This is a genomic window from Bremerella cremea, assembly GCF_039541315.1.
GTDB classification, from domain to species: Bacteria; Planctomycetota; Planctomycetia; order Pirellulales; family Pirellulaceae; genus Bremerella; species Bremerella cremea.
On sequence record NZ_BAABFZ010000009.1, the window covers coordinates 256,851 to 269,340 of the forward strand.

Consider the following 12,490-nt stretch of genomic DNA (forward strand, 5'->3'; position numbering starts at 1 on the left):
GCTTATGCTCCAGCATACTGGTGAATCACTTCGATCGTGCCAACGATGTTCTGATTGAACTCGCTCAGTCCTTCTGCCGGGATCCAATACTCCAGCGATTCCGGTCCGCCGACGTTCTGCACTTCGAACTGACCGATGTAGTCCGCATCGATTTCAAATCGCAGCACGTACCCCTCGAAACCGGAGGCCGGATCTTTGGTGTTCCACTGCTGGGCGATGAAGATGGCATACTCTTCGGTCAGTACCGGATAGAAGATCGGCTGCCAATCGAGCCGCGGCGGGAATTGCTTCCAGCCGGTGGCCGCGATCAGGTCGAGTTCTTTCCGGCCGACGGGCCGGAACAAAGTTTGCGTTGTCTTTGGCGTGTTCATGGCAGTTCTGCCGATAGGGCCGCACGTCGGGCCTGAAGTAAAAAGGAATTCGCTTGTTCGTAATCGGGGCGTTCCGGCAAACGGGTGTTGGCCAGTGCTTTGTCGAAATCGACATGCAGTTGGCGTCGCCAACGTTCGGTTTCTTCCCATGGCATCTCGCCCCGTTTGATCGCCAACAGTTGCTCGCGATGCTCGCCGACCTCGACTTGCACGGTCCCTTCGTTCAGCACACGGGTACCGCAGATCAGCAAGCGAATCAGGTGCATGACATGTTTCCACTTCACTTGCCCCTGATTCCGCAGGTCGGCCTGCATCTTCTTGAACTGCGACAGCACGTAACCATTGAACGTTTGGTAAACGAGTCGCGAAAGGAATATCTCGCGCTGTGCCAACAGTTGTTGGGCCAGCGGTGTCGCTTTCTCGACCAGGGGAGAATAGAGACACTCCAGCACGTTGGGGTTCGCCTTCAATGCCAGCACGATAAACTTCTGCAGCTCCCAGTACGCTTCCTGGGTTTTCTCGCACTCCAGTTGCTCGGGCACACCATAAAGCGACCAATGTAGATCGGCCGGTGGAAGATAAATCCCCCGGCGATCGATGTCGGATTCCGAGTCGCTCAGCCCGTAGGCCTGCGAACCGATGATGCACTGCAGAATAACTCGCTCGTACAAATCGTTGCGTTCGCTGGTCACCTTGTTGTTGCCGATGTCTCCCTCTTTGTGCTTGGCCAGCAAAGCAACCTCGCTCGTGTTGAGCGACTCTTCCACGCCGTCGGGGAAGCGAATCCGATAGATCCCTGCCAGATCCAACGGCGCGCGCACGACCACGCCCACCGCGCCGCGTGGATGAAGCGTTCGTCCGTTCTGCCCCACGATGTCGCGCAAGACGACAACCTGGGTACCGGGCGAGAAGATCAGGTTTTCATGGTAATGCGTTGGATGCGTCATCGGCGGAAAATTCCCATTTGGGTCGGCGAGCCAACCTCGTCATCGACGGGGCCAACCGGCTGAAACGTGACGGTGTACCCGTACGTTTCGGCAATTTGGTTGGCCCATGCTTGAAATTGTGGCCGGGTCCATTCGAAACGATGGTCTGCGTGGCGAAACTGTTCGGCCGGCAAGCTTTCCCACATCACGTTGTATTCCTGATTGGGTGTGGTGAGCACGACCGTTTTCGGTCGAGCGCACCCGAACAACACCCGTTCGAGCGCTGCCAGTCGAGGTGGATCGAGATGTTCGATCACTTCCACCACGGCTGCCGCGTCGAAGCCCTCCAGCCGCTTATCGCGATAGGTCAGCGACCCATGGATCAGTTCGACCCGGTCGGCTTGAACCTCAGGCAAATGCTCTAGCTTTAGCCTTCGACTGGCGACTTCCAACGTTCTAATCGCCACGTCGACACCAACAATCCGGCGGAATTGCTGTTGTTCGACGAGCGAACGCATTAGGCGACCTTCGCCGCACCCCAGGTCCAGCACACTCTTCGCGCCACTTTCCAGCAACGCCTGCAGCACGGCCGCATACCGCTGTTGATTGAGGCTTTGCTGCTGTTCGCTTTTCTGCGGCGTGGTTGCCTCTTCCGGAGGTTCGTTATTGCTCGCTTCTTCTTCGACCAGTCGCGCCAATGCTTGATGATACAAACTACTGCGAAATCGGAGATATCGCCGCGTGATCAGGTTTTTAGCAGGATGATCGGCCAGCCAGCCTTCTCCCTTGGCCAGCAGTTTCTCCACTTCCGCCTCGCCGACGAAGTAGTGCTTCTCGTTGTCGAACACCGGGATCAGCACGTAAAGGTGCGTCAGTAGTTGCGACAACGTCACTTCGCCGCGAATCGTCACGCTATAGTACGAGCTGTCGCCCCAATCGGGGAACTTTGCATCGAGCGTCTGCCGCGTCGCTTGCACTTCATAACCGAGCGGCTCGAACAGCTGCCGCAACACGTCATCCCCACCACGAACCGGCAGCACATCGAGCGTCGCCTGAAGGGGCAGGGGCTGCGATACCAATTCCGGCTGCTTTTGGCATCGCCCACCCAGCGCCGTTCCGAGCACTTGTGAAAGGGCCACGCTCATCAGCGACGACGCGACGTAGGGTCGGTCGTTCACGTAGTGCGAAAGGAGATCGCCCGGCGAACGGTTTCGACCGCGTGCCATTCCGACCGGGTCGACCTCCAACAGCAAGCAGGCCGTGCAGCGTTCTTCGCTGGCTTCCGGGTAAAAGCAATGGACTTTGCCGAATGAGGTCTCGAACGACTGGAACTTGTCCGGGTGCTTATGCAAAAGGAAACTGAGGTCGGTGGCGGGATTGTGGGTGGTCGAAATCGAGAGAAGCATGAATCACGCTGCGAAAGGCAAAGGAAACAAATGAAGGCGTCATGACGCGACGTACTGCAGACGATGACACTCCCACCATGTTGGAGGCTCGCATCGATCGGCCAGGCGGCGAATCACCCCTTCCGGCACACGCTGCGTGCGAGCTCGATTCTGACGCAGGATCTCGCGGAAGTCAGGCTCCAAATAAATGATTTCGACATGGGCGTCGTAGGAAGCAAACAAGTCGAGCCAACGGCCACGCGTCTGACGCATGGTGTTGGTCGCGTTGAATACGAACGACGTTCCGGCCCGTAACCATTCGCGGCAACGCTCTTGCGCGGCCTGGGCGACGGCACCTTGGTTTTCGGTCGGATCGATCTCCATCTCTTGCCGAAGATCGTCCAGGGACACCACCGGCCATTCTTCTCGATGATGCTGGATCCACGTATCTTTGCCACTGCCAGGCAAGCCTGCCATCAACGTCACGCGGCAGCGGAACTGCTCGTGTGGGACGTAATACAAGTTAGGCTCGGTTGCTCGCAGAAACGTGAACCGGGCATGATCGGAAACGAACGGGTAAGGCTGATCGAAGCAATTGACTTCTTCGGCCACCAGTTGCCAGAGGTCTAAGTTCTCTTCTGGTCGCGACATGCTATCGGTATCGCGGCCACGCGAGTCGGCCAACGCAAACCAATAGAGCAGCCGATTGTTCACCATCCACGACAACCGCACCACTTCGTGCTGCGGATCGTCTCGTTCGGTTAAAAAGACCGGCCGACCATGGTATCGCACCAGTCGACAAATGGTTTCCCGCGTCATCACATCGCAGCCAAGTTCGCGCAGCACGGCCCGTGCGACGTGCTCTCCTTTGACGGCATGCTTCGGCGAAGTAATCCGTCCGGTCAGTTCGTCGAGTCGCGTTGTCAGCGGCTTGGCCACATCGTGAAAGAGCGCCGTGAACTTCAAAACGGTTCGGTCGTGCGAACCGATCGTTGGCCAGGCTTCAAGCTCTTCCAACTGGCGAAGCACCAACTGAGTATGCGTCCAGACATCCCCTTCGGCATGCCACTGCGCATCCTGAGCGCACTCGGCCATGGCGCGACACCACGGCTGCGTTTCGGCCCAACCGACCAAGCGGTCGAGCGATGCGTGTTGTAGTTCTTGCCAGTTCATGACCAGATATCGACTCCGTCCGCCAATTGATTGGGGACCATCACTTGTTGTTGCCAATGGGTGCTTTGTTTGATCTTCTCGGTGAACTCGGGTCGCACGAACTTGGCCCGGGCCGTGACCACTCCGTCGGCTTCCGTTCGCACGTAAAGCCCTTCCATCCGGTCGTCGATCCGGCCATCGTCCGGGTTATGGAATTCGCTCTTGTAGCGAGATGCCCCGACAAGTTTCACCAACTCTTTTCTTGAAATGGCCCCATGATGCAAAACCGGCACCGTCACGATCCCGGTCCCTGCCAGCAGTTCCATCCGACGTTCCAAGTCGAGAAACACCTGCTGCTGCTTGTCGTAAATATCGAACTCGAAGAAGTAGTGCGGCAACTGGTGGTAAGCCACCGTGTGCCGGGCATACAGCCACTCGCCGAATAGCAAGTACCGGTTCTCGAGTTGGGTTTCCAGGGTGAAACGTTTCACATTGGCCCATTGCTTGAACAAGTCGTACTGCGGATGCATTCCCTCGGTAATGAGGTGCCCGCGACATTGAAGCACCAGCTGGCCGTCGTCGCTGAAATGAATTCCAACGTTCGTTCCGTCGAGCTTCTCTTCAACAATCAGCGAAGGATCGGCGATCAGCTCGCACGACTCCGCCTCGCCCAGGTGCTTGTCGTCGTCGGTTCCCATCGAACCAAACAAGTGGGGCGTCCGTGGATATTTCGTAAAGTTTCCGTGTGATGTACCCATCGTCTCTCACAACTTCCGCCGACAACACGCCGGCCAGAATCCTTTTCTGTAACGCGATCGACGACCGCTGACTATAGGAAAATGGCGAACCTGGAACCATCCACGCGTTTTTTACGTGGTCAACGCGGGCGCCAGCAGTTGCTGTATCAGCCAGCTATATTCAGCCTGGCTAGGAAGTTCGTACTCGACGTAAACGCTACGCCGAAACGTGCCGACCTGATCGCCCGTTTGCGGATTCGTGCCTTTCCGAGCGAAACGTTTCCAATACAAGCCGACGCCTCTTCGTTGCCAAGCCGGGAGTTGGTCGAACTCGATTCCGTAGTACCTCAGCAGTTCTCGTTTTCTGGAAGTCGCCAGGCCGTTCAACTGTTGCGTTGCACCCCGTCGAGATTCTCCTTGATCCCGCAGTGTCCAATAGCACCAACTGTTCAGCGCGTTCCGCGACGCGTCTTCACTTCGCCAACGAAAGTAGTCGACGACTTTCTGCGGACCTGGCAACTGCGAAATACGGCAGTCGAACGTTGCCACCTTGCCTAATTTCAACGAAAAATGAGCACTCGCTTCGGCCGCCAGAGTGGAGTTGTACTTCCGCAGCTTCCGTCCAAAGGCCTGTTCATCAGGATGTAGCAGTAGTGAGATCTCATCACTCTCCGTGAAGCCGTACAACACGCGAAAGCCACAGTGCATCAAGGCCTCGGTCGTCGAGACCATCCAGTCGCGAAATCTAACATCGAATGGAACCTCGAAGTTGCCTTCCTCTTTGGTCAGCCGGGTGAAGTGACGACCGTCGAGACGGGCCACCATGAACATGCCTGGCAGCACGCACAAGTCGGCCGACGTCTCAAAGACGCGCATCATTCGATCTAAAACGTCAAACTTCATCGTTCCACCGCTCCACTTCAAACCCGGTCTCGGTAAGCCGGACGTACACTAATTTCTCGAAACCTTCGCTCAGGCTCGGCAGTTCCAGTTGTTTCGCCTTCGCGATAATCGCAACCTCCGGCACCGCATCTGGGCGTCGTTGATTCCGTCGCAAACAGTCGGCGATCCGTGATTGAAAATAGTAGCCAACCACGCGGCAGGGCATCGCCGAGGATTGAATCAAGGTGATCAGTCGCTGCCGCTCGAGCCGGGTCGGGCTAGTGTTGTCGATGACCATCGACTGGTTCGTTTCCAGGCAGGTTTTGATGAAACGCTGTTCCCGGTACTTCGTCTTCAACAGGTCGCGACTGATACGGACATGCGTGCTGGCAAACCGCTGGGCATAAAACGAAGACTTGCCCGAGGCAGGAATTCCAACAAAAATGATCGCTTCCATATCGCATCCTTCCACGAAAAAAGCCCGCCCGGCGATCACGCACCGAGCGGGCTTCTGGGAAGGTTACTCCCTAAAAGTAGTCGTCTCGGTTGGCACCATCAAAAGCGGCCTTTCTTCAGGCAGCACTTTTTGAATCGTTTCCCCGAGCCACACGGGCAAAGATCGTTGCGGCCCAGCTTCTCTTGCAGAAGCTTGTCGCCATGGACGATCCGTACGCCGCGTTTCACGTTAGTTTCCGAAGGGAAACCACGCCGACGTTTGCTCATTGGCTCGAAAGGAAGATTCCTGCTCGAATTCATTCATGTCGTTGGTATCCATGGGATCTCTCCTTATCGAAAGTGGTTGGTTTGGTTTGGATCCGGCACCGTTCGCCGGAAAGCATTGGTCACTACGACAAGTTTCCCCCAGGAAAGGTTCGCCAAAAGTTTCTGTCGAACCGGTGCCAGCAGTCAGGTGTCTGAGCCGTTCATATCGAAATGTCATCAGCGACAAGGAACGGCCATCGGGGCCGCTCCCACGAAGCGATCGAATTGCAGGAGCAATCCATGACCGAATCCAACCTAGAAACGATGCCCTGGGATCAGCATCCCTCCATCTACGAACACATCTGCCAGCACATTCCAGAGGAAGGTCCCGGCCTGAACCAGGAAGGCTACGAACTGCCTGACCACGAGAAGGTGAACGCCGGCAAGACGATTCGGTTTGCTCCAGGTGCCCTCGACGGCGTCTTTTCGCATCACATGTCAGGCCCTGAAGAAGACCAGCAGGTCCACGAAATCGCCGCGGCCGTGATCGCCTATTGCCACCAGCCGACCGCTGCCAACAAGCGAGCCGTTTACGACCTGGCACTCGATGAACAGATTCTCGGCCTGATCGATGCGGTCCTGAAGGCAATTGTCAGCGAGGCTTCCGTCGACGGACAGCGTTTATACGAGCTGGGCTATTCGCTGGCGACCGAGTCGCCTGACCGCGAGCCGGTGAAGTTCGGGATCGCCTTGATCGGAATCTTCGATTGGCCGCCCCATGCGGAGGTATTGCAAACCCTCGGTCGCCACGACGAATTCACGTTGTTCTGCGCCGTCGCACTGACCAACTTGACCGAAGGGTCGGAGCTGGCCTTATGGGAACTGGCGAAGAATTCGACGTCTTGGGGCCGCGTGCAAACGGTTGAACGACTCGCCGATACCGAAAACCCTGAGATCAAGCATTGGCTGCTGCGGGAAGGATATCGCAACGGTGTTTTACACGAGTACCTCGCTTACACGTGCGCGGTGACTGGTGACTTGCTGACCGCGCTCGCAGCGGCGGTGGTCGACCAGCCACTGCTCGACGGAGCAGGCGACTTGCTGACCGCGTTGATCCGGGGTGGACCTGCGGAGGACATGAGCTGCTACGAGGATGGTCCCCGTGCGACACGACTGTTTGTCGATCATATGATGTCTGCGGCTCAATCGCTGGAGCACTTCCACGCCCTGGAAGAGATCCGCAACTACGTTCGCAACGAAACGGCGGATTGGGATCAACTGGTCGACTTCGGCTGGACGGAAGAGCTTCGTCAGGCGATTGCGGTCGATTGCGATGCCATCTTGCAGCGTCCTATGTGGGTCACGCTCGCCGAAGCGGACCTTCAGAGTGACGACGCGTGTAAGTACTTCATGGCGTTGTCGGCGGCCGACTCGTTGGGGATCGATGCGTGGGAGACGCAAGTTGCCCACGTTCGCCGCGATCCTGGCAATGGGTCGAACTGGTATCAGTTGGCGACTCACGCTAACGAAGACCGGATCGAGGAAGTGGTCGCCCTGGCGGAGGAACTGCTGAACCTCGACGAACTGGCCACCGGTCCCGGACTGGAAATGGGGCTCGGCCTGGAATGGCAGCAGCACAGTGCACTGGAATATGTGCTGCAAGAGCTCCGCAAGTTTCCTGGCCATGGTCGGCAACTGCTGCTATGTGGACTGCGGAGTCCGATCATTCGTTCGCGAAATATGGTGGCCACGGCGATGGATGCTTGGGGCAAGCCGTTATGGGGTCACGAGCTGACCGTTGCCTTAGAGCGGGCAATCGCAGAAGAACCTGACGAAGATGTCCGTGACACGCTCGAGAAGCTTGCCGCCGGCGAGCCGCTCGACGACTAGCCAGCGCGAGTCAGCCGGAGCATCTGGCTGGCTCCCTTTTGAAACTCGTAATCGACTTCGATGACTTCGGCATGGTGACCGTCGGCCTGAACGGCGGCGGTTACCACGTCGACAAAAGGGGATCGCTGTCGGTCGAGCTGCAATAGGGGAAAGATGCGAACTTCCTGGGCCACCGCCAGCAACGACCTGGCCGAGCGGACATGGAAGTCGACGCCCAGCGAATCGTAGAGAAACAGAAAGTGCGAGCACAACGCCAGGTCGAATGCATCGGCCGGAAACGGAAGATCAGGCAGTTCGGCCGCGATGTAACGGCCTTCCTGTTTGCCGGCCGGAAAGTCGGCGAGGAACGTTTGCATCGCTTCCCGCCGGGTGTGTCCGAGCTGCGCGACATTGGGGATCGCATCGTTCCAGATGAAACCATCCTGGTTCCGCTCGGTTTGCTGCAGCACCGTTTCAAAACAGGCATCGATCCGCGATTCAATCTCCGCCGCAGAGAAGGCGTACAGCGGATCGCAAGAGATCACCGAAACGCCGCGTTTATTGGCTTCCGCTTGAAACGCCGCCGGGCCATCGGCACAGCCCAAGATCTTTCGCTGCAAATCGCGATCATCGATGGCGAACATTCGCAGGTATTCATCCCAAGATCTCCCCCACGGCACAACCTGATCGAGCGAGAACGGCACAGCAGCTCCTATGGATTGGAAAGTTCTGGATTCAGCGGTACGACAAGGGAAAGCACGTTGGGGTTCGCTCCGGCGGCTGTGAACTCTCCTTCGCCTTCGCCGCGACAACAGTACCGTTGGCCGGGAACGATGGCCCCTAATCAATAGGGAGGAAGCAACCGCCGGAAGCCGTGAAACAACACGACGAGCAAAAAGAACACATTACGCAAAAGAAGACCGATCGCGCCGACCGACACCGGTTTACCAGGGACTTGTAACTCCTTCGATTTCGCAAGCTGACTCGCGAGCTGCGACATTCGCTCAATCGTCATCGGCCATTCGCAGATGCCGTCGAGCCAGCGCTGCGGTATTCCGACTCTGCCAACACGAGCGCCAACAATCCCACCTACCATGGCAGCATTTGTGTCGGTGTCGCCGCCGCACTCGATGATCGAAATGACGGCGTTGCTAAAATCGGTTTGATTCGAAAGCCAGCAATGCAGCACCACCGGCACCGAATGACCAACGTACCCACCAACCCGCTGGCTCAAGCCCATCGACTGGGCGAACTCCGCGGTAGTCTCGCCTCGATCGATGCTCTGTGCCATTTGTTTCAACAGCTCAACAAACGGGGCGGACTCGGGCTGCTGGCTTGTCATTTCCTGGAAGGTATCGACCAACTCATGAGACGCAACCTGGTGCCCGCGACTGGCCAGACTCGCCGCCAATGCAATCGCGAACGCCCCCAACTCTGCTTGAGGATCGGTATGGGTGATCCTTGCATTGCATTGGACGAACGGTTGCATCGAATGCACGTCATCGCCGAAGTAGGCCCCTAAGATAGCACTTCGCATGGCAGGTCCATTGCCTGCCGACCAGACGCCCGATGTCTTTGCGGAATAGCCCACTAGCAGCCGGATACATGCTTTAGCGGTCGCCATACCAACACCGGCAGGCAGCAAAACAATCCACCGGCGAAACCTGGAGGCCAAGGCTTTCTGAAACGTTTCCACGTTGCCGACAGAGAGCACCAGCGACTGCGCAACGATGCAGGTATGTTCCGTATCATCGGAGACCATGCCTCGCCCCAACAGGAAATGAAAGTTGCCTGGACAACCAAGAAGCTTTTGCCCCCTCTTCTTGGACAAACCTTCGAACGGCAATCCTAGTGCATCCCCAACCGCCGTACCGAGCAGACACCCTTCGATCATTTTTTCGTTCATGCCGCTCGACTCAATTCATGTTGGAAACGCCGACGTCTGGTGGGCGATTCACGTCCCATTTGCTACGTTTACTTTGGCAGAAAGACGAAACCATCTTTCGGATTCATTGTAGCTAGTTTTATCAGGACTTTTCTTCATGCCACATCTCCTCGGTGCCCATATGTCGATCGCGGGCGGCTATTATAAGGCCGTCGATGCTGCTGCTGAGTTCGAGATGAACGTGGTGCAGTTATTCTGCAAAAACAATAACCAGTGGCGGGCCAAAGCAATCACCGATAAGGATGTGAAGCTGTTTCAGGAATCGATGGCGAAGCACAAGGTCGGGGCGCCGCTTTGTCATGCTTCGTACCTGATCAATATCGCTTCCCCCAAGGACGAACTGTGGGAGAAGTCGATCGAAGCCCTCGGCGTTGAAATGGAACGCTGCGAGCAACTGGGCATTCCGAATCTCGTCTTCCACCCAGGGGCGTTTGTCGACTCGTCGCTGGAAGAAGGGATCGAGCGGATCATCCAGGCCATCGACAAGTTGCATGCCCAGTTGCCTGACTGCCCGGTGACGTTGCTATTGGAAACAACCGCCGGTCAGGGAAGCTGCATCGGCCACAAGTTCGAACACCTGCAATCGATTCTGCAAGGGGTCAAGCAAGGTGAACGGGTCGCGGTCTGTCTCGATACCTGCCACATCTTCGCCGCCGGCTATCCGATTTCGGACGAGAAAGATTTCAAGGCGACCTTCAAAGAGTTCGACAAGCTGATCGGTTTCGACAAGCTGCGTGGCATTCACTTGAACGACAGCAAGAAGGAACTGGGAAGCCGCGTCGATCGTCACGATCACATCGGCGAAGGCAAGATCGGTGTGGAAGCTTTCCGCCATATCATGAACGACAAACGCTTCAAGAAGATCCCCATGTATCTGGAAACGCCGAAAGGGGAGGAAGACGGCGTGCAGCACGACGCTAAGAACTTGGCGACGCTGCACTCGCTGGTCAAATAGAGATATCGCTTTCGCCGTCAAATAAAGCAGTCAGGCTGGAGTTTGCTCCAGCCTGACTGCTTATGATCTTTTGCTCAATCGTCAGACGGTTACACCGATTCGATGTAAACACCACGGCGATCGCGTTCGGCCTGACGTGCATCGTCCATCATCAGGGCGACTTTCTTCACGTCCTTGATGCCAGGGATCCGAAGTTCAGGATGGGTCCGGTCGCTGGAGGTGATGCGGATGGTTCCGACGTTGAACATTCGGTCGAGGATCCCTTGCTCGACGGTGACGTCGTCGATATCGATCACCTCGATTCGGTCGGTCGTTCGCTTGATCACGCCATGTTCGTGCATGAATCGCCGAGTCGTCAGTTCGTACGAAACCCCCATCTTGATCCACCAGACGCGGATCAATTGGCCGATCCACAGGACCGGGATGGCCAGCAAGATCGGCCACAGGAAGATCCCACCGACAATCAAGCCGACGGTAATCAACGTGAGAACGATGAAACTGCCGCTCTGGTCGACCGCCGAGTAGCCGCCGCTCCAGATCTTTTCGTCAGGTCCGCGCTCGCCACGCTTACGGCCCGCAGTGAACTTTTCCTGGGGCGACTGGTCTTCAACATTCTTTTCGGCTGGATCTATGGCAGCATCGTTCGGATTACTCGCGTCCATCGCTCGTTTCCTTCTAACAATTGGGGGTCAGGCGGTTGCCTGGGTGGTTCTTGGAATGGAGATGTGGTCGTTGTCCCACAATATTCGCAAAAACGAGACCATTCTTGATCGTTTTCCGGGTCATTATAGAGATTCGAGAAGAGGGAAAAAACAACTAGCTTTCGAAACAGAGCCTCTCCCAACTTTTGGGCGGCTCAAGGGAAATCGCAGTTATCTTGTTTGCTCACCCAGACTTAGCTTGCTCATTTCGCGGTTTCAGGCCAAACTATGAAGATTGAAGCTGTTTCCCTGGCGGCCCTTCCACAACTTTTTTGGTGGTGGTCCCGCGATTTCGAGTATGCCCTATGCGATGCCCGTTCTGTCGAGCCGACAACGACCGTGTGATTGATTCACGCGCAAGCCAGGACAGTTTCTCGATTCGCCGCCGACGCGAGTGTCTGGGCTGCAAACGCCGCTACACAACCTATGAACGTGTGGAAGAGCTGGACATCAAGATCATCAAGAAGGACAACGTTCGCGAACCGTTTGCTCCGGAAAAGATCAAGCGCGGCCTGGCTCTGGCATGCTGGAAGCGTCCCATCAGCGAGGCCCAGATTGAAGGCATCGTTGCGGCCGTCGAAAGCGAAATCTATTCGCAGTACGAAGGGGAAGTCGAAAGCCGTCTGATTGGCGAGATGGTGATGCAGCATCTGCACGCGATTGATCAGGTCGCCTACGTCCGGTTCGCCAGCGTCTATCGCGAGTTCAAAGACGTCCGCGACTTCGTCGACGAGTTGCAGCCGATGCTTAAAAAGTACGCCCCCAGCGTGCCGAAGCCTTCCAGCTAATCTGGCAGCCGCTGCACGGCCAACGCGTTCTACGCGAAATCGCAGGCCTGTCTGAGAACTTTGCCGTTGGCCAGCGA

The 12,490-nt window shown here is 56.7% G+C and carries 14 protein-coding genes; 3 read left to right on the top strand and 11 right to left on the bottom strand.

All coding sequences use genetic code 11. The features are described 5' to 3' along the window. Positions 1-2: 2 nt before the first annotated feature. From ABD890_RS24570 to ABD890_RS24605, 8 genes are all read right to left on the bottom strand, one after another. Positions 3-371, bottom strand: a complete 369-nt coding sequence (locus ABD890_RS24570) for a hypothetical protein (protein ID WP_345095590.1) — start codon at positions 369-371, stop codon at positions 3-5. Beyond that, positions 368-1,318, bottom strand: coding sequence for a nucleotidyltransferase domain-containing protein (locus ABD890_RS24575; RefSeq protein WP_345095592.1), 951 nt, complete (start codon positions 1,316-1,318; stop codon positions 368-370). Before ABD890_RS24575 ends, ABD890_RS24570 begins: the two co-directional genes overlap by 4 nt. Next, positions 1,315-2,703: a 3' terminal RNA ribose 2'-O-methyltransferase Hen1 gene (locus ABD890_RS24580; RefSeq protein ID WP_345095593.1), complete on the bottom strand. Its 1,389-nt coding sequence runs from the start codon at positions 2,701-2,703 to the stop codon at positions 1,315-1,317. The genes ABD890_RS24575 and ABD890_RS24580 overlap by 4 nt, the downstream gene beginning before the upstream one ends. Before the next feature lie 39 nt (positions 2,704-2,742). Further along, positions 2,743-3,855, bottom strand: coding sequence for an AAA family ATPase (locus ABD890_RS24585; RefSeq protein ID WP_345095595.1), 1,113 nt, complete (start codon positions 3,853-3,855; stop codon positions 2,743-2,745). Next, on the bottom strand, positions 3,852-4,544 hold the full coding sequence (locus ABD890_RS24590) for an RNA ligase family protein (RefSeq protein ID WP_345095597.1): 693 nt from the start codon (positions 4,542-4,544) through the stop codon (positions 3,852-3,854). The genes ABD890_RS24585 and ABD890_RS24590 overlap by 4 nt, the downstream gene beginning before the upstream one ends. Before the next feature lie 159 nt (positions 4,545-4,703). Next, positions 4,704-5,474, bottom strand: a complete 771-nt coding sequence (locus ABD890_RS24595; protein ID WP_345095599.1) for a tRNA(His) guanylyltransferase Thg1 family protein — start codon at positions 5,472-5,474, stop codon at positions 4,704-4,706. Beyond that, the gene (locus ABD890_RS24600) at positions 5,464-5,910 is read right to left on the bottom strand and encodes an AAA family ATPase (RefSeq protein WP_345095601.1); all 447 of its coding nucleotides are present in this window, start codon (positions 5,908-5,910) and stop codon (positions 5,464-5,466) included. Before ABD890_RS24600 ends, ABD890_RS24595 begins: the two co-directional genes overlap by 11 nt. 98 nt (positions 5,911-6,008) lie before the next feature. Further along, the gene (locus tag ABD890_RS24605) at positions 6,009-6,209 is read right to left on the bottom strand and encodes an SEC-C metal-binding domain-containing protein (RefSeq protein ID WP_345095603.1); all 201 of its coding nucleotides are present in this window, start codon (positions 6,207-6,209) and stop codon (positions 6,009-6,011) included. A gap of 246 nt (positions 6,210-6,455) precedes the next feature. Here ABD890_RS24605 and ABD890_RS24610 point away from each other — a divergent pair, with 246 nt between their 5' ends. Then, the gene (locus tag ABD890_RS24610; RefSeq protein ID WP_345095605.1) at positions 6,456-8,045 is read left to right on the top strand and encodes a hypothetical protein; all 1,590 of its coding nucleotides are present in this window, start codon (positions 6,456-6,458) and stop codon (positions 8,043-8,045) included. On the opposite strand, the gene ABD890_RS24615 is transcribed toward ABD890_RS24610, so the two are convergent. Together ABD890_RS24615 and ABD890_RS24620 are read right to left on the bottom strand one after the other, a co-directional pair. Further along, positions 8,042-8,728, bottom strand: a complete 687-nt coding sequence (locus tag ABD890_RS24615; protein WP_345095607.1) for a hypothetical protein — start codon at positions 8,726-8,728, stop codon at positions 8,042-8,044. The two genes, ABD890_RS24610 and ABD890_RS24615, sit on opposite strands and share 4 nt — an antisense overlap. 140 nt (positions 8,729-8,868) lie before the next feature. After that, positions 8,869-9,930: an ADP-ribosylglycohydrolase family protein gene (locus tag ABD890_RS24620; protein WP_345095609.1), complete on the bottom strand. Its 1,062-nt coding sequence runs from the start codon at positions 9,928-9,930 to the stop codon at positions 8,869-8,871. A 136-nt stretch (positions 9,931-10,066) separates the two neighbouring features. Between ABD890_RS24620 and ABD890_RS24625 the strand changes: the two genes are divergently transcribed. Beyond that, positions 10,067-10,924: a deoxyribonuclease IV gene (locus ABD890_RS24625; RefSeq protein ID WP_345095611.1), complete on the top strand. Its 858-nt coding sequence runs from the start codon at positions 10,067-10,069 to the stop codon at positions 10,922-10,924. Between the two features lie 89 nt (positions 10,925-11,013). Here the strand turns inward: ABD890_RS24625 and ABD890_RS24630 are convergent, their stop codons facing one another. Then, a complete protein-coding gene (locus ABD890_RS24630; RefSeq protein WP_345095613.1) occupies positions 11,014-11,586 on the bottom strand; it encodes a PH domain-containing protein in 573 nt (190 codons plus the stop codon). A 344-nt stretch (positions 11,587-11,930) separates the two neighbouring features. Here ABD890_RS24630 and nrdR point away from each other — a divergent pair, with 344 nt between their 5' ends. Further along, on the top strand, positions 11,931-12,413 hold the full coding sequence (gene nrdR / locus ABD890_RS24635; protein ID WP_345095615.1) for a transcriptional regulator NrdR: 483 nt from the start codon (positions 11,931-11,933) through the stop codon (positions 12,411-12,413). Positions 12,414-12,490: the final 77 nt, after the last annotated feature.